At 56.7% G+C, this 16,503-nt stretch carries 16 protein-coding genes; 8 read left to right on the forward strand and 8 right to left on the reverse strand.

The genetic code is table 11. The annotated features are described in order from the left end of the window. Positions 1-12: 12 nt before the first annotated feature. The 5 genes from BI06_RS06925 to BI06_RS49255 form a co-directional block, all read right to left on the reverse strand. A complete protein-coding gene (locus BI06_RS06925; protein ID WP_043466507.1) occupies positions 13-273 on the reverse strand; it encodes an amino acid permease C-terminal domain-containing protein in 261 nt (86 codons plus the stop codon). A gap of 11 nt (positions 274-284) precedes the next feature. Continuing rightward, positions 285-2,321, reverse strand: a complete 2,037-nt coding sequence (locus BI06_RS45975; RefSeq protein WP_082558336.1) for a recombinase family protein — start codon at positions 2,319-2,321, stop codon at positions 285-287. A 650-nt stretch (positions 2,322-2,971) separates the two neighbouring features. Beyond that, positions 2,972-3,688 carry a hypothetical protein gene (locus BI06_RS49245; RefSeq protein ID WP_149030284.1) on the reverse strand — a complete coding sequence of 239 codons (717 nt, stop codon included), beginning with the start codon at positions 3,686-3,688 and terminating at the stop codon, positions 2,972-2,974. Continuing rightward, positions 3,685-4,050, reverse strand: a complete 366-nt coding sequence (locus tag BI06_RS49250; RefSeq protein WP_149030285.1) for a hypothetical protein — start codon at positions 4,048-4,050, stop codon at positions 3,685-3,687. Before BI06_RS49250 ends, BI06_RS49245 begins: the two co-directional genes overlap by 4 nt. Continuing rightward, complete coding sequence (locus BI06_RS49255; protein WP_149030286.1) at positions 4,047-4,316, reverse strand: hypothetical protein; 270 nt, start codon at positions 4,314-4,316, stop codon at positions 4,047-4,049. The genes BI06_RS49250 and BI06_RS49255 overlap by 4 nt, the downstream gene beginning before the upstream one ends. A gap of 820 nt (positions 4,317-5,136) precedes the next feature. Here BI06_RS49255 and BI06_RS55430 point away from each other — a divergent pair. Then, complete coding sequence (locus BI06_RS55430) at positions 5,137-5,280, forward strand: HNH endonuclease (RefSeq protein ID WP_369826057.1); 144 nt, start codon at positions 5,137-5,139, stop codon at positions 5,278-5,280. A 754-nt stretch (positions 5,281-6,034) separates the two neighbouring features. Here the strand turns inward: BI06_RS55430 and BI06_RS50395 are convergent. After that, on the reverse strand, positions 6,035-6,229 hold the full coding sequence (locus BI06_RS50395) for a hypothetical protein (RefSeq protein ID WP_043466513.1): 195 nt from the start codon (positions 6,227-6,229) through the stop codon (positions 6,035-6,037). A gap of 808 nt (positions 6,230-7,037) precedes the next feature. Between BI06_RS50395 and BI06_RS45985 the strand changes: the two genes are divergently transcribed. Further along, a complete protein-coding gene (locus tag BI06_RS45985) occupies positions 7,038-7,466 on the forward strand; it encodes a phage terminase small subunit P27 family (RefSeq protein ID WP_149030288.1) in 429 nt (142 codons plus the stop codon). 208 nt (positions 7,467-7,674) lie between these two features. On the opposite strand, the gene BI06_RS06945 is transcribed toward BI06_RS45985, so the two are convergent. Beyond that, positions 7,675-7,905, reverse strand: coding sequence for a DUF397 domain-containing protein (locus tag BI06_RS06945; RefSeq protein WP_369826058.1), 231 nt, complete (start codon positions 7,903-7,905; stop codon positions 7,675-7,677). 13 nt (positions 7,906-7,918) lie between these two features. After that, positions 7,919-8,776, reverse strand: a complete 858-nt coding sequence (locus BI06_RS45990) for a helix-turn-helix transcriptional regulator (RefSeq protein WP_233290057.1) — start codon at positions 8,774-8,776, stop codon at positions 7,919-7,921. A 256-nt stretch (positions 8,777-9,032) separates the two neighbouring features. Here BI06_RS45990 and BI06_RS06950 point away from each other — a divergent pair, with 256 nt between their 5' ends. From BI06_RS06950 to BI06_RS49260, 6 genes are all read left to right on the forward strand, one after another. Then, complete coding sequence (locus BI06_RS06950; RefSeq protein WP_043466517.1) at positions 9,033-9,515, forward strand: ATP-binding protein; 483 nt, start codon at positions 9,033-9,035, stop codon at positions 9,513-9,515. A 957-nt stretch (positions 9,516-10,472) separates the two neighbouring features. Next, entirely contained in the window at positions 10,473-12,131 is a 1,659-nt protein-coding gene (locus BI06_RS45995; protein WP_199523252.1) for a terminase large subunit, read from the forward strand. 194 nt (positions 12,132-12,325) lie between these two features. Further along, positions 12,326-13,618: a phage portal protein gene (locus tag BI06_RS46000; RefSeq protein WP_082558339.1), complete on the forward strand. Its 1,293-nt coding sequence runs from the start codon at positions 12,326-12,328 to the stop codon at positions 13,616-13,618. After that, positions 13,575-14,216 carry an HK97 family phage prohead protease gene (locus BI06_RS46005; RefSeq protein WP_043466519.1) on the forward strand — a complete coding sequence of 214 codons (642 nt, stop codon included), beginning with the start codon at positions 13,575-13,577 and terminating at the stop codon, positions 14,214-14,216. The genes BI06_RS46000 and BI06_RS46005 overlap by 44 nt, the downstream gene beginning before the upstream one ends. Further along, positions 14,213-15,427, forward strand: coding sequence for a phage major capsid protein (locus BI06_RS06955; protein WP_043466521.1), 1,215 nt, complete (start codon positions 14,213-14,215; stop codon positions 15,425-15,427). Before BI06_RS46005 ends, BI06_RS06955 begins: the two co-directional genes overlap by 4 nt. Before the next feature lie 236 nt (positions 15,428-15,663). Continuing rightward, entirely contained in the window at positions 15,664-16,395 is a 732-nt protein-coding gene (locus BI06_RS49260) for a hypothetical protein (RefSeq protein WP_043466523.1), read from the forward strand. Positions 16,396-16,503: the final 108 nt, after the last annotated feature.

The raw sequence follows: 16,503 nt of genomic DNA on the forward strand, positions 1-16,503 counted from the left end.
TCACGTCGCCGCTCAGCCGACCTTGGAGCCGGCGTCCGCCCGCTCCCCGGCCCGCTCCAGCTTGGAGTGCTTGATGCTGTAACCGAAGTACACGGCCACCGCGACCACCAGGGCGGCCCCACCCGCCTTGAAGGTGTCGGCGTGCAGCCCGGTGATCAGGTAGACGCAGAAGCCGATGCTGGCCAGCGGGACGACCGGGTAGCCCGGGACCCGGAAGCCGCGCGGCAGGTCGGGCTGGGTGCGGCGCAGCACGATCACGCCGATCGAGACCACCGAGAAGGCGATCAGGGTGCCCAGGCTGGTTCGACGGCATCCGGCGTAGCGTCCATCTCAAGTCGGGCCAGGTCGGCGCTTAGGCGGCCCGTGATGGTCAGAGGGGGCAGGGAGCGCCAGGACGGGGGCATAGACGCCCCGCCACGCTCCAACAGGTACCCGGCAAGGGTTGGCCACGCTCCGGCCCCCCAGAGGGCCCCCTGGCGAAGCTTGAGCGCGGTCGGAGTGCCGTAGGCCGCCGGAACCGCATCCCATGCACAGCGCGAACGCAGACGGAACAACATCCCGTTGATTTGCTCACGCAAGCTCAGACCCTTACGGCAGTACACCCGCTGGCCCAACTCCGCCTCTATCAGGCCGTGAACTCCCCAAGCCTCCCAGTCTTCAACGCTTATCTCATCCGGAATTGGCGTCTCGGTTTCATCGTGCCAATCAGTTACTGAACATGCGCGGGCCGCGCCGCGCGCCGTTGTAACCTCACCAGCCATAGTCACCTTGACATCAAGGATTCCGTAAATATCCTTGATTTCTTGAAGGCCGATTTCATCAAGATTGGCCCTGGCCACCCGAATCAAATCCATAATGCTCCGGGCCTGGGCCTCTGCCCTTTCGCGCTCTTCCAGCAAGCCGCGCGCTTCCCCAAGAAGCTTCTTTTCCTTTTCCCAGTCCTCGTTAAGCCGCTCCATTGCCACTCGCTGAATCTCCGCATCAATTCCGGGAGTAGTGGCAAACTTGATTGCAGCGTTCGTTACTAGGTCCTGCTGGTTTGCAACACTGTTTTCCAGCAGCGCGACACGCTTACGATAGCTTTCAACATCACCGGGGAGCGACTTAACCCATTCCTGAGCCAGCACAGTAAGCCGCTGTTCGTCCCCCAAGAGGCCGTGAACCTCCCGCCAAACCACGGGCTCAATAAGGGTTGCATCGACATCAAGGCACTTGCACCGTTGCGCTTTGGGAATGCTCCGGCTTGTGCGGCCCTGGCACCGATAACCCCGAATGCGTTCCTCGCCCTGGGGGCGCCCTACATAGTGACGGCCGCACGGACTTCCGATGCGACGGGAAAGGGGATAAGTCAGGTTGTCCCGTCGGGGACCGTAGGCCGTAAGTTGCATTGCGGCACGCAATAGCGTGTAACGTTCCTCATCCATTACGGGCGGGAATTGAAGTTCAATAGCCGGGGCAGGGCTCATTGGAGTACCGTCCAGATTCACCCGAACAGTCTCGTTCTTCTTCTTTTGCCAATCCTTATTCGGGTCGCGGTAAAGGAATCGTCCGATAAGGCTTTCATTTTTGAGCTTCCGCATAAGGTTAGCCCCGGTCCAAAGCAACCCGCTCCGCGTCCGGAACCCCTCTACATTCAACTGCTCTGCGGCGGCTTCAACGCTCAATCCCTCATCAACAATAAGATCGGTCGCCGCAAAGATGACCTTTTGTTCGGCCTTATTGACGACAAGAGTTTTGCGCTTTTTCGGACCGACAATCTTGTGTCCGTACGGGGCAGGCCCGCCCGGCCAGAAACCCGCCAAAACCGCAGCAAGACGACCACCCATGGTCCTGTCGCGGATTTGATTCCATTCCGCTTCGGCCATCATGGCATAAAACTGCAATTGCTGCTGGCCATACCGAGTGGTTGTGTCGATTTTCTGGGTTACGGAGACAAAGGAAATGCCCAAGTCTTCCATTGCCCAAATCCAAGTCCAAAAGGCCCGGCCCGTTCGGCCAATCCTGTCAAACTTGTGGACAACAATGACATCAATTTTGCCCTCTCGGGCAAGCTTTTCCAGTCGAAGCATCTGGGGTCGGTCAATTACCGTTCCCGAAACGCCTTCATCAACGAAAATGAGGTCATCAGGAAGAAACCACCCGGGCTGTTCCTGGATATAAGCCTTACCCTCATCAAGTTGGACCTTGATGCCGTAGCCAACGGTTTGTTCCTCGGTCGACACTCGCGCCATGAGCGCTGCACGGATAGCACGGACCGGCCCCTGAAACGTGCTGGGCACCCGACTGGAAACGTGGGCAGGCAGGGTTGTACCCTGGGACATGTTCACTCCTCATCCGAGTGTTCCAGGCCGGGGGTATTGGCGTACGTCCCGGACCGGACTTGCCCCAGCTCGCTTAGGCGACTGGGGCTAGTTCAATTTTCGGGCATACTACCACGCGCCTTCCCGGGCGTGAATAGGATTGACAAAAGCCGCTTTCGGCCTAGCTGTCCGAATTCATCAGAAACCTCCCATTTGATCGTGTTACGCAACGCCCCCTGGTCGGGTGGTATCCTGGTGTTCCTTCCTAGTTCTCCCCGCCGGGGTTCAGGGAAGCGAGAGGCCCCCATGGCAACGTGGGGGCCTTTCTGCTGCCCGGAGGTAACGGCGTTCAAAACAGCGGCTCCATTTCCATTGCCCTTTGCGGCCTATCCTTGAGCCGATATTCCCAATCCTTGGATGGGCAATTAGCCTTTGGCCGGCATTCGATGTCTAGGCCGTATTTCTTGCGGAGTTCACGCAACCGCCTAGTACCGTTGTTGCTTCCGCCAATCGCGGAACAGACTTCCGTAGTGGAAACCCATTCCTTGGACATGAGAAGTTCCAAAATTCGGCCCTGTGGCCGGTCATATTTGTTTGGCAATTAGCTCTTCTTTCGGGTCCAATCCCAAATGATGAATGCTGCCACCAGAACTGCGGTAATCAAGAACGTCTCACCAAAGCCCCTCTTGCGGCATTGCCGGATGATCGGCCGCCGTTTCTCGGTCGATAGCCATAATGGCGCCCCGGAACCTGGACCCAATCTTTACCAGTGTCACGTTTGACGAATCCGTAAAAAGCATGTCCATATGAGCGAGTTGCCGGCCGGGGGTTTTGATTTTAGAAAACCGGCCAAGTAGCGAAGGGTCAAACATGGCCTTGTCTGGGGGCCTGTCACCCTCTCCGGCCTCTAGGGGCTCCAACAGGTCATCACAGGCTTTCCAGAGGTCTGCCAGATTCACTACTCCGGTAGGACAAAAAACAGGGCCGACACGTCCTGTGCAGTCCTTCCCGGACGTTGGCATTCCTTCAAGCTGGGGGGCGAAATGTAGAGCATCCCCGCTGTAATAGGTGATAGCGCCCCGACCCCGGCCGTCCGGTGCATCCATTGGCGCACGGGATTTCGGGACAACGTCTTTGCGTGCCGTGGCCTCAAAGCTTTTCGCCGCCTCATGAGTAATCCAAACTTCGACTGGTTGTTTCGGGCCAAATTCGAGTTCTGCCCAATCCCGACCGATGGTGTAACAGTCTGTTGCCGTGAATTCGACGCGTCCGGGCATGAAAAAAGCCCTCACGTACGGAGGGCTTGAACGGGCAGGGAGAAAGCAAAGGGCGTTATAGAGGGCGCGGCCAATATCCTCGGAATCGCCTACAGCCGTGAACGTGGTCACGCGTAATAGTGGGAATTGTAGTCTTCCTGGAGATCCTTGCCCGCCTTCCGGAGGAATGCGGCAACTTCCGCCGCTGTCCGTTCCGGCTCATCATTCCATTCCGGAACATCGCCGTATTCGTCCGGCACCTGAGTATTCAGGTGGTCCGCGTAGGTAATCCATTCTGCAAGTCCTTCCGAGGCAATGGCGGCCCCACCGTGATCATCGTTGATTCCAACAAACCCGTTATCGAGTGCGGCATTCAGGGCGCCTAGTGCGCAATGGCAGCCATCCGCGTCCTTATAAACACCCTTGGCAAGGCCGTCCTTTTCGATAATCTCGGCAGCCTTCTCAAAAACATTGGGGAGAAGTCGAAGCGTCATGCAATCTTCCTTTCGTCAAGAATCGCGTAAACCGGCCGGTTTCCGCGCCGTTCCTTAAGGGCCCATTCGTAGCCCTGGCAAGATTCTTCCTGCGACAACGCAAGTGCCGCTTTAAAAGCCGCCTCTCCAATATCGCCACCATCGTATGCGACTCGCAGAATGGCCCGGAGGGCAAGGGAATGCAGCTTAGGCATGTTTCGGTAGGGCTTGAGGATCATTTTGGCCTTACGAACCTCTACCTCAGTCATGAAATCAAGTTCAGCCATTGAAAACCCCTCCGGACCTGTTTTTGGGAATGAAAAAGCCCCGCCGAAACGGGGCCTTTTCATGGTGCAGCCTTACCCGCGCCTAAGCGCCTTGCTTTCTTCCTTCCCCCCCTCGTTGGGGCGATGAGACGAACTTACACACGGCGTGCACCGTGTGTCAACGGCTATTGGATCGGCCCTCTCGCGCACCGTCCTTGGACCCCAACTTGCCTGCTACGCGGGGTCGTTGGGGACGTCGGTGCTGCTCACGCCATACGGTCTGCACCGTCGCAGCGTTGGCCAGGACGGCATCCAGGCCGTACAGGGCGTCAGGGTCGGGATCGCTCCAACGGAGCCCCTCCGGCCTGTTCGTTGGGCGAGAAACCAAGGCTTGGCCCCCGAAAGGGGTAAGCAGGGTCACCGTGTGACCCACGTCACATCAGTGACGTGCCAAGTATCTGGGCCTAGACAGGTCTTCTATAAGTGAGAGGGAAAGGGAGAGCCGCTTAGGTGGCTCTCCCGTAAAGGGCCGCCCAGGCGGCCCGTACCAATTAAGGGCCCTTCCGGGGCCCGTCATAAGGCTTAAATAGCGGGGCCTTGACGGGCCCCGCATAAAGGGCCCCTCACGAAAGGGGCCCAATTGCCTAAAATAATGTGCAGGCGTTGCCTGCGCCTGCACAATCTAGGGAGCGCATATTGTAGTGATTGCGCTCCCATTATGGCGCGGCCGGCAAAGGGCCGCGTATACAAGTCCAAGAATCGACACTCACGCGGTTATGGAAATGAATGGCTTGCAAATGTTAAGGCCGCTATCGCAAAGCGGCCATATTGCAATTGGTGCATGACAAAGGGAAGTCCAGACAATCCCCTTACAGGGGATCACATTATTCCGGTGAGCCGTGGCGGTACCAATGAGCCGCGCAATATCCGGGTTCTCTGTCGTACGTGCAACAGTCGCAGGGGCAATCGCATGACCCGTTTATAGCCGCCTAGCGGGCCCTGGTGGGCCCTGAGGGGAGAGCTATAGCGGTACCACATTCATTGTCCGGCAATGGGTCCACGCCCCGTTTTAGGGCGTTGGACCTTTTCTGTTGCCAGGGCGGGGCCGGCATGGGATATTCCCTGGCCGGTTTCGATGTTACCGGGGTGGACAACAAGAATCAGCCCCGGTATCCATTTACGTTTCTTCAAGGCGACGCAATGACGTACCTGGCCAAGCACGGCCAGGAATACGATCTAATTCACGCTTCGCCACCATGCCAAAAGTATTCTCATGCACAGCGAATCCGAAACAATAAACACCCCGACTATATCAATCCACTTCGGGAATTGCTCATTGCAACAGGAAAGCCTTACGTCATTGAGAATGTGGTAGGGGCTCCCTTGAATGATCCGCTCGAATTGTGCGGGTCAATGTTCAAACTCCGCACCTATCGGCATCGCATATTCGAAACAAACTTTCCAGTATCCGCCATGCACCATCCACGTCACATGGCGCCTATCACGAAGATGGGCAGGGTTGTGCAGCCCGGGGAATATATGCACATTGTTGGAAACTTCATTGGCGCTGATCTGGCCAGGGAGATCATGGGAATGCCATGGGCGTCTAGGGCCGGTCTCAGGGAGGCCATACCGCCCGCCTACACGGCGTACATCGGCCGGGCTGCCCTAGCGGCCCTACAGCGTCCATAGGGGACGCAAAAGGGCCCCCGCCGTAGCAGGGGCCCTAGGTCTAGCGGCTACAGAACAGAGACCTTGATGATCTCCTCATACGAGTGGCCCATGTAGAAAGCCAGGATGTACGGGGTGCACTCTGCACACACCTCATCCGTGAACGCGACACCACTCCGGGAACGCACCGTAATGCCGGTGGTAACCCGGTTGGTGCAGTTGTCGGCCTCACAGGCAGTCACACCGTGAATCATGACGGACATTGTGTTTCCTTTCCTAGTTGGTTGACCCGCCGGGGTCGATAGAAAAAGAATACACACGGTCCACACCGTGTGTCAACTATCCAGGGAAAGGAAATGCGGGGCCCAGGATCATTAACCTAACCGGAAGCCAGGACACTGGTAATCAGTGCACCGCCACCCCCATTCCATCCTGTAAGGCTTTGAACTCCATACAAGGAAGTTCCTGTCACACACAGGGCAAATGGTGTTTGGGTCAAGCAACTCACGCGGATACTTGAGACGCTTACTCTCGTTCTGTTCGCAGAGCCACTGATGCGGGTACTTTCCCCCACTGGCACAGGGCGAACAGCATGCGCCCTTGATGCTAGTCCATCGTTCACAATTGGGGCACGGCTGGACCGTTAGCCCCTCAATACTGAGCTTGCCCTTATCCGTCATGCGTTGAGCCTAGCTGATCATGCATAGGCCATGCATGGTTTTCGCATAATCACTCACCATGCATACTCATCGCATAATCATACATGCATCATTCATGCATAGTATGCAGCCCTGAATATGCAGAAAGGGCATAGGGGGATGTAAAAGTGTAGTCCTTCCTTAGGAACCCCCCCGTTCCTTCCCCCCGTGACTCGCGTGCGGAGAAACCAAAATTGGGCAGCGCATAGAACCGATGCAAAGTCCGCATATTCATACATTCCGCGGTGCATATTCATGCTTGCATATTCATGCGGTTATGCATGACCCTTTTACACGACCGACAGGCAATGCATAAAAGTGAGGAGGAGGTTTGGGTGGCATTGGTTCGGGGCGGGCGCCTAAGCCCGCCTCCGTGAAACGACTTGATGGCAATCCTGGCAATCGTCCTATTTTTGAAGCGCCGGTTGTGTCCGGCGACTTTCCTTCCCCGCCGGATTGGCTTGATGATATGGCCTTGGGGGAATGGAATAGGCTTGCACCTATTCTTGATGGAATGGGAATTATTACCGGTGCGGACCGGGTTGCCATTGCCGCGTATTGCCAGGCTTATTCTCTTTATGTAAATGCTACTCGGGATTTGTCGGCCAACGGCTTTTCGGCGGAAGGCCGGCAAGGGTCCATTGTGAAGAATCCTGCGCTACAGGCGCAGATTGCGGCACAGGATCAAATGGCTAAGTGGGGTGCAAAGCTTGGATTGTCTCCAAGCGACCGTGCCCGGTTGGCTGTTACGCCCGATGATGATTCTGGCCCGGATGCTGACGTCCTCCGGCTTCTCAGCTAAGCGGAGACTCATAAGGTCCGGGAACGCCAGAGGGGCCCCGTCGGAATCGGGGCCCCTCTGGTTAGGCGGGCCCACTGCCATGGGCCCCGCCTGTACTGCGAAAGGAACGGGCCCACTGTAGCGGCCCTGGCGGCTTCCTGGCGAGGCGCCAGGGCGGGGCCATGGGGGAAGGCCCCCGGCGGAGCGTCGGGGGCCTTCCTGGGGCCTCTTAGGCCGTGTACTTGTCGAACTGTCCAGCCTTGGCGCTCTCCACCAGGGCGGCCACCTCTGCCCGCGTGTAGACCAGGGCGGGGCCGTCCGGGAACCGACTATTCCGAACGCCCACGTTGCCATCCGGAAGGGCGGCAAATTCAAAGCAGTTTCCCTGATTTCCCGACGCTTCCGGCTTCTCCCAGACAATGCCCGGAATGCCGCTGGCGTTTACGATGTGCGTCATCATTCTTCCTGTAATGTTAGAGACGGTTGGCGTGTTCCCGGATGAGGCTTATTGATTCCTCGCGCCGTAGAGCCGCATTGGCCATAAGGGCGTTGAACTGAGCGCCATAATCCGTCACCTTGTCCGGACGTTCAACCCATCGGGTATCCGTCAAGCCTTCAATGTAGACGATATCGGGTTCCCAGCGCTCCCGGAACGACAGGATCATATAAGGACCGAAGAGGCCGCCATGTGCAGGAGACTTCTCCGGAAGAACCTGAATGCTTAGGTTCGGCAGGGATTCCGAAAGGTCGATCAGGTGCAGCAGTTGCGCCCGCATTACTTCGGGTCCACCAATTTCGTGCCGGAACGCGGATTCAGAAATGATGGTCCAAAGCCTCAGCGGATTTGGTTTGGTGAGAACTTGTTGGCGCCGCTGCTTTACTTTCCAGCTCTCTTCAATCTCGGCGTGACCATACCAGGGTGACGCCGGACTGTTTGCAACTGCATATTCACGGGTTTGCAGCAACCCCGGAATGATTCCGGTTTCCAAATTGAAGGCTTGGAACGCATCGCCTTCATACCCGATATAGTCGGCATAGTCTGGATCGATGCTGTTGCGAACGTCGGCTTCCCAACCCACAACTTTACTGCGTTTCCGCAAGTCGAAAAGATAGGCCCTGTGGTTTTCCTCCGGGCCATAAAGATCCAGCATCACTGCAAAATCAGAATCGCTAATCCCGATCTTGCCGCTCTCGATTCGACTTAGCTTGCTTTCGGTGAAACCCAACCGCTTAGCAACAGCCTCTTGACCGTTGTCATTCCCGGGTACCGCAAGCCGCAGCGTCCGCAGCGCCGACCCCAACCGAACCTGTCGCGCCGTGGGTTGATCCATCCGCCTGGGCATCCCGCCCCTACCTCTCTGCTGCCGTGTGGGCCCTACCAGTTTGCCCGATCCCGCGTCAGCCGAATACAGACTTTTCCACCCAATCCGGGCATTCTGAGGCCAATTCTGCGTGCAGGGTTGCACGCTGCCTACTGGATCATGCAGGGTTGCACACACAGCGCCACCGACCCTTCCCCGGCGTCCTTGGCGTATGGCGTCCATGCCGGCCAAGCGTTGGGGTGTCCTGGTTATGCCCGGAATCGAAATGCAGGCAGTGCACACGGCTCACAAGTCGTGGCGTCTTTTCACTCGCTTCAATGACGACGGAACCACGTCTCCCGCCCCCGAGGAACCCAAGCGCGTTGTCTCGGAGGCGCGTACGTGGGTAACCGACCGGGCGTCCTCCTGGGGCGTTGTAACGCCCATCTGGCGTCAAATTCAGTTGGTGTCCAGCGAGTTGGCTACCAACGTTCTGAGGCACGGCATGCGCGGCGGCAATCGCCTTGGGGCCGATCTGCTCGGAAACGATCTCTTGATTGAGCTTGACATTGTTGAGCGGGTTCTTTCCCTCCGCGTCTATGACGCCGCTTATCACCTGCTGCCCGTTCAACGGGAATGCGTTTTCGACATCGAGACCATGAAAATGCATGGTCGCGGAATGCACCTAATTAATGATGAGGCCGACAGGACCGGTGTAACGGTAACTGTCGGATTCAGAAAGTGTGTGTGGGCCGAATGGGACCTTTAACTTTCAAGGTGACTGCTTACGGTCACGCTGGAAACAAGCTGGGGGAATTCCTTACACAGGATGCCGTCCGTGCGATTCTCATTGTGGGCGGGCTCCTTCAACAGTACCGTTTGACTTACGCGGAAAAGCGGGCGCTTGATACGTGGGTTCGCCTTTCCAATTTCAAACCGCCTGTGAGTACCGTCTATCGCCTGATGGCTGGCCAACAGGTTTATGTTCAAATGCGCGCCTCCGGCGGCCTAGTGAGCTTTCGCATTTCCCCGGGGCCCCACCGACCCACCACCTTGACACCGTGACACCCATGGACCGTCTGAGCTATTGCGACGAATGTTGCAACCTCGTACCTTCGGGGCAAACATTGTTTTCTGTGCAAACCCGAAAAGGTAGGCCGGGAAATGTTTGCGCGGATCAGTGGATTTGCTATTGGCGAAACGATAGCCCGGGTACTCCCACCCTTTCGGCTGATGGCCCATTGAAGCGACTTTCCGCTAAGTCCAAAGTATTTTCTTGCAGTCACTGCTATATCGCACTCGACTTTACTACTGCATTCATTCGCGCAGTTGGTCCCGGATTCTTCGCACTTACTAAGAATCCGGCATGGGTCGAGTGTGCCGACCGGGCCGCCTGTAAGGCTCTCCGCAAAGAGCAAACATGGCTTGATATTTTCGGCCCCCTTGAAGAGGAACCCGAAGATGACGACTGATTCCGATGCCCCCGAGGGAATGACTCGAATGCCGAACGGTCACCTCCGATGTGCAGACTTTATGAAACTTAAGATTCATTTGGATCGCTTGCGGGATGGTAGCGAGAGAAACAGCCGGATTTGGAATGACCGTCGTGGTGTCAATAACAGCATGGCGACACACTTACTAAAGTGTCGGTCCTGTACTACCCTCCTTTGACCCATGGGGCCCTCCGGGGCCCCTTTTGCATGCCCCGTCTCATGAGAGGAATTGATTGCCGTATGACATAGCTAGCCATGCGCCGACCAATCCGCATCCTGACTGGTGGCGGTACGATTCGGCGCGGGCTAAACGCTCCATTGATTTTGTCGAAAAGATTTTGGTCCACACTAAGGGCCGTACGGCGCGGCACCCTTTTATTCTTTCCCCGTGGCAAAAGGCAGGGATCTTTGAGCCACTGTTCGGCACTGTCCGATATGACAAACAACTCGGCGAGTGGGTTCGTCAGTACCGAATGGGCTGGATTGAGCTAGGCCGAAAGAATGGCAAATCAGAAATAGCTAGCGCCATTGCGCTACTTGGACTTGTTGGAGACAGCGAGGAATCGGCAGAGGTCTACTCGGTTGCTGCTGACCGGGACCAGGCGGCCCTAGTCTTCAATACCGCCAAACGAATGGTTGAGCTTTCCCCCATTCTTTCCCGGCGTCTAGAGATCATTGATTCCCGGAAACGGATTGTCGACCGCAAAACCAACTCTGTTTACGCGGTTCTTCCTGGGGATGCTGCGGGCGCCCTTGGCGTTAATGCCTCAATGGTATTGATGGATGAGGTTCTTACCCAACGGGACCGCCATCTATTCGATGCAATGCGTCAGAGTTTTGGTACCCGTACGCAACCATTGATGCTGTGCATCACTACAGCGGCATATACCTCAGCACGTTTTGCCCTAGAGGAACACGATTACTCAGAGCGCGTGGAAAAGGACAAGAGCCTAGATCCGGCGCGCTTTGTATATCTTCGCAATCTTCCCAAGGATGCCGATTGGTCGGATGAGGGTTCCCCGGGTGATCCAGAGAATGGCATTCCTCCGACAGGTTGGTATTGGGCTAACCCTGCCCTCGGGGACTTCCTTAACATTTCGACCCTGCGGGACGAATTTCGAGATGCCAAAGAAAAGCCGAGTGCGGAGAATGCCTTTCGCGTCTTTCGGTTGAATCAGTGGGTTGCGCAGGCAACACGATGGATCGGCATGGACGCCTGGGCCGCCACAGCGGGCCCCAGGATCGATCCGGAGGACTTCCGGGGCCGTCCCTGCTATGGCGGCCTAGACCTGGCTTCTACGGCCGATTTTACGGCCTGGCTACTGTTGTTCCCCGGTACCGCCGATGACCCGGAGGCCCCCGGTTTTACCGTCCTCCCCCGATTCTGGATTCCGCGCGCGGCAATAGAGCGGCGGACAGAACAGCGAGAGGAATTCCTTACATGGGAAGTCCGGGGCTTCCTCACCATTACCGATGGCGAGACTGTTGATTATGAAAGCGTCTATGCCGGCATAGCTGCCGATGCCGAAATGTTCAACATTAAGCACGTTGGCTATGACCCGTGGAATGCCCTACAGATTGTCCAGCGTCTAGAGGACGGCGGCCTTTCCGTAGTCAAGGTCCCCCAGTCTGCTACCCGGCTTAATGAACCGTGCAAGATGCTTGAATCGCTCATTGCTGAAAAAACGTTTCGCCACGGTGGAAACCCTGTGCTCACTTGGATGGCAAATAACGTTGAACTCGAATTCAAGGCCGACGGCCTGATGAAGCCCAAGCGTGTTCGCGATTCAGACAAGATTGATGGAATCGCCGCAAGCCTCAATGCTTTGGCGGTTTCGCTTGTACCAGCAGAGGACGAACCCGAAGTAGAGTTCATTTCCTTTGATGACTAATCCGCCGCAAGCGGAGAAGGGAGAACCATTAAGAAGCCCGATTTCCTGGCCCGTGTTCGGGCCTACGCTGTATTCCAGACCCTTGGGGGCGTCTTCATTACCGGCGCTGCCTGCGCTGCCTCCTGGGCGGCCGGGGCGCTGGTGGCCGGCATTCTGTTCCTGGGGGCCGGAATGGCCTCTGAACGGGGCCGCTAGTGGGTCTCTGGAATCTCTTTGAGCGCCGGGGTTCCCCGCCCGATCTCACCAACCCGGTTGGATGGAACGGGGAAGTTTTCCGAGACATTGGGGCAAAGACTCACTCCGGCAAAACCGTCAGCCAGCGCGGCAGTCTTTCTTTCCCCGCCGTCTTTTATTGCGTAAGCCTAATCGCTGACAGTATTTCTACTCTCCCGGTAGACAGCTTTCTTTCTGGGAAGGTGACCAACCGATCCATTTCTAATCCGGCCTGGCTTGTTTCACCGAATCCGTACATGACTCGCTACGACTTTTGGCATCGCGTTGCCGTCTCGCTTCTTATGGATGGCAACGCATTCATTGCCACCGTGCGCGATGAAAGCGGATCGGTCGTGGCCCTTTATCCCCTAAACCCCCGTTCTGTCGTAATTGTTCAGACGCAGGATGGTAGGGACGTTGTCTTTCAGCACAATGGAAAGGAATATGACCGGTCACAGATTCTTTGGATTCCGGCATTCACTATTCCCGGTGAACCTCGGGGACTTTCGCCCCTAGAGATTGCGCGGCAGGCTATCGGCCTAGGGTTGACCGCCGAGGAATACGGCGCCCGCTTCTTTGGCCAGGGCGCCAGCATGACCGGAATAATTCAGCATCCAGGAAATCCGACAAAGGATCAAGCCTTGATGCTTAGGGACATGTTCCGTCGAAATCATTCCGGCATGGCGAATAGCCATAGCCTCGGAATCTTGACCGGTGGGGCCACATGGCAAAGCGTCAGCATTACACCTGAACAGTCACAGTTTCTTGAAACCCGACGGTTTCAAAAGTCCGAGATTGCTTTGATCTACCGCGTTCCGGCCAATCAGGTAGACCCAACAGTTACGTCTAGTTGGGGCTCCGGGGTAGAGGAACAGAACAAATGGTTTATTGACCAGACACTAGCCCCATGGCTTACCCGGATCGAACAGGCAATATCTACGTTCCTGCTTCCGGGGAATCGGTATATCAAATTCAATCTGAATGCCCGACTCAGGGCAAAGACTGCTGAACGGTATCAGGGGTATGCAATTGGCATTCAGAACGGATTCATGAATGCCGACATGATCGCCAATCTTGAAGACTGGGAGCCAATTCCGGATGGACTTGGCGCACAGTACTACCGTCCCGCAAATCTCACCCCCATTACGGCGGAAACCATCAATCCGGTTCCGCCTGCTCCGGCGGCCCCTCCGCCGGTAAACGACAATACCGGACAGGAGGAAATACCCAATGTCAACGCTCCCGGAAAGGGAGATCCGAACCAGCCTGAGTAGCTTTGAAATCCGGTCCGCAGATGATGGCACTGGCCCGGTAATGGTCGGCTATGCCGCCAAGTTCAATACGCGTTCCCAGGATCTTGGCGGATTTGTGGAAACCATAGCCCCCGGAACCTTTTCGCGGGCAATTGAGGAAGCGCACGACGTGCGGGCGCTCATCAACCACGACCCGAACCTAGTAATCGGTCGAACCGTCGCCGGAACACTTCGACTTATCCAGGATGAAATTGGCCTGCGATATGAAGTGGATTTGCCGGACACAAGTGCCGGCAGGGACCTTTCGGAATCCCTTCGTCGCGGTGACATCTCGCAATCTTCTTTCGGATTCCGTGTACTAGATGCCGACTGGTCACTAGACACGGACGGCCGAGACTTGCGGACGATTCGCGATCTTGCCCTATTTGATGTTTCACCGGTTACATATCCCGCATATTTGGATACGGATTCCGGTCTTGCCCAGCGTGATCTAGAAAAGGCGCGCGTGCGGCGTCTTGCCAATAGTCGGGGCTACGGGTCCCGCATTCGCGAGATTCAGCATTCCATGGATGCTGCCCGCCTTGAAATTCTTTCGCTTACCGTAAAGGGGAATTCATGACTTTTATTGCACTTGCTCAGCGCGCCATTGATGCCCGCGCCCGCCTTTTCGAGGATTACAAGGCGGTTCTTAATGACGCGACGCTGACCGATGCGGACCGACGGGGCCGCCTTGAGAAGCTGGACACCGCCCTTGAGGAAAAGGGTGCCGAGATTGCCGACTTCACCGCCAAGGCGGAGGCGGAGGCGGAGACTAAGCGTGCCGCCGAAAAGTGGGGCTCTGTCCTGCCCTCCGGCCCCGACAACGAGCCGTCTACCGACGTTCGTTCCATCCTTGTCAGTGTTGCCCGTGGCGAGATCCGTGATGCCCTTATCGCACCGGAGACGCGTGCTCCGGGCGCCAATGTTCAGCCACAGGCGGGAAAGGTTTCCGATCCGGCCTTTGCTGGCAATACCACGGCTGTGCAGTTTATTGCGCAGGTTCTCGAATCGATGCGGGAGCGGTCCCCCTTCCTTTCCCTGGTAAGTACGTTCAATACTTCCACCGGTGAGGTTATGCGCTACCCGGTAAAGAATGCCCGTCCGCTTCCGACGGACGTTGCAATCCTTGCCGAGGGTGACAAGATTCCCTTTGCCAAGGGCGGTTTCACCACTCGGGACCTTGGCGCCAAGAAGTACGGTCTTGGTGCCCAGCTTTCTACCGAACTGATCAATGATAGCGAGGTGGACATTACCGGCATTGTAGCCACGGACACCGGGGAGGCCCTGGCCGACCGCCTTACCGCCGATATGCTGGCCAAGCTTCAGGCGGCCATTCCTGCAGGAAAGAAGATTACTCAGGGTGCCGGGCTTGGGCCTGTCACCTATGACAATCTTATTGATGTTCAGCACAAGATTCGGACCGGCTACCGCCGAAATGCCGCATGGCTTTTCGGTGATCTCCAGCTTGCCGAACTTCGCAAGATTAAGGATACTCAGGGCAACCCGATTTGGAATCCCAGCTACGTTGCCGGCGTGCCGGATCTAATCCTTGGAAAGCCCTATGCCGTTGACGCCACCATTGCCGCAAAGGCCGGTGTCGCAAATACTGATCTGATTTGGTACGGCGATTTCTCGCAGTTCAAGGTACGACAGGTTAAGGGCATGACCGTTTCCCGTTCCGACGAATACGGCTGGGATTCCGACATGGTTTCCTGGAAGATTACTTGGCGCGGTGATGGTGACCTCATGGACCTTGAGGCCGTTTCAGTCCTGCGATCTGCCGCCAGCTAAGGAGAAGCCTTTTGAAGATTTCTCTAACTGGACAGCTAATTGGCGTGGTCGGAAATGTTCTAAATCCTGGCCCTGGCGAAACTCTTGATGTGCCGGACGATATTGCCACTCGTCATATTGAGCTTGGCAATGCCGTTCCGGCGGACGCCCCCTTTACCGAGGGGGAGGCCGCCAGGCCCCGCCGTGGGCGCCCGCCCAAGGCGAAGTAAGGTAAGTAAGGTAAGGAAGGGGGTTCATTGCGCCTGCGCGTAGGCAGGTTGGCCACCCTCAGGGTTGATTTTGGGGACGATGAGAACGGCGGCCAGGCCGCCGGGGTTCACCTCCTGGTCCACGCCGGTCATGAGGCCGGACCGGATTCGACAAACCCTGTGGCCGACATACAGGCGGTCGGGGACGGCCGTACTTTCACGGCCGATTGGACACCCCCGGGAATGGGTTTGTTCACCGGCATTTGGCAAGCGACCGGCGGCATTTACCGCCGATTCTACTTTGAGGTAACCGAAGCACCTATCGTTGCGGTTTCGGAAGTCCGTGCATTCGATGAGGCAATATCCGATTCCACACGATTCCCGGCCGCCCTGGTGGCGGCCGTCCGGGATGCCGTTGAAGAGGAATTCGAAAAGATCACTGACCGGTCATTCGTTATTCGGTCGCGTCGCGGATTCTTTATTGATGCCTACCGCGAGGAAAACGATACTCGTCGAATCCTTGATAACCCGGATGGCAGCGTCACCATTGAATACGGCCTGTATCCGGCCCCGCCGGATGTCCGTCGGGCTGCACTAATTCGGATTCGTGACGTACTTCTCTCTGACAACTCGGCCATTCCGGATCGTGCGGTTTCCTTCCAGGTTTCCGAAATGGGAACCTATCAACTTGCAACCGCCGGACGAGCGGGCTTTGAAACCGGAATTCCGGACGTCGATGCCACGTTGGCTCGGTACACGCTTGATTGGTGGATGCTGTGACAATTCATGCGCTTTCAGTCAAGCGGGCACTAGTCGAGCATTTGAAGGTCGCCCCGGGGCTTTCCTCATTTCAGGTTTCATGGTCCTTCCCCCGCCTTCCTGGCCGGC

This window comes from Kitasatospora sp. MBT66 (assembly GCF_000710405.2).
Taxonomy (GTDB): domain Bacteria; phylum Actinomycetota; class Actinomycetes; order Streptomycetales; family Streptomycetaceae; genus Kitasatospora; species Kitasatospora purpeofusca.

Bases quoted from the DNA above. Each gene is read 5' to 3' on its own strand.
- BI06_RS45975 (WP_082558336.1), bottom strand. From the start codon at position 2,321: ATGTCCCAGGGTACAACCCTGCCTGCCCACGTTTCCAGTCGGGTGCCC.
- BI06_RS49250 (WP_149030285.1), bottom strand. From the start codon at position 4,050: ATGACGCTTCGACTTCTCCCCAATGTTTTTGAGAAGGCTGCCGAGATT.
- BI06_RS49255 (WP_149030286.1), bottom strand. From the start codon at position 4,316: ATGGCTGAACTTGATTTCATGACTGAGGTAGAGGTTCGTAAGGCCAAA.
- BI06_RS55430 (WP_369826057.1), top strand. From the start codon at position 5,137: ATGACAAAGGGAAGTCCAGACAATCCCCTTACAGGGGATCACATTATT.
- BI06_RS50395 (WP_043466513.1), bottom strand. From the start codon at position 6,229: ATGTCCGTCATGATTCACGGTGTGACTGCCTGTGAGGCCGACAACTGC.
- BI06_RS06945 (WP_369826058.1), bottom strand. From the start codon at position 7,905: ATGATGACGCACATCGTAAACGCCAGCGGCATTCCGGGCATTGTCTGG.
- BI06_RS45990 (WP_233290057.1), bottom strand. From the start codon at position 8,776: ATGGATCAACCCACGGCGCGACAGGTTCGGTTGGGGTCGGCGCTGCGG.
- BI06_RS06950 (WP_043466517.1), top strand. From the start codon at position 9,033: ATGCAGGCAGTGCACACGGCTCACAAGTCGTGGCGTCTTTTCACTCGC.
- BI06_RS46005 (WP_043466519.1), top strand. From the start codon at position 13,575: ATGTCAACGCTCCCGGAAAGGGAGATCCGAACCAGCCTGAGTAGCTTT.
- BI06_RS06955 (WP_043466521.1), top strand. From the start codon at position 14,213: ATGACTTTTATTGCACTTGCTCAGCGCGCCATTGATGCCCGCGCCCGC.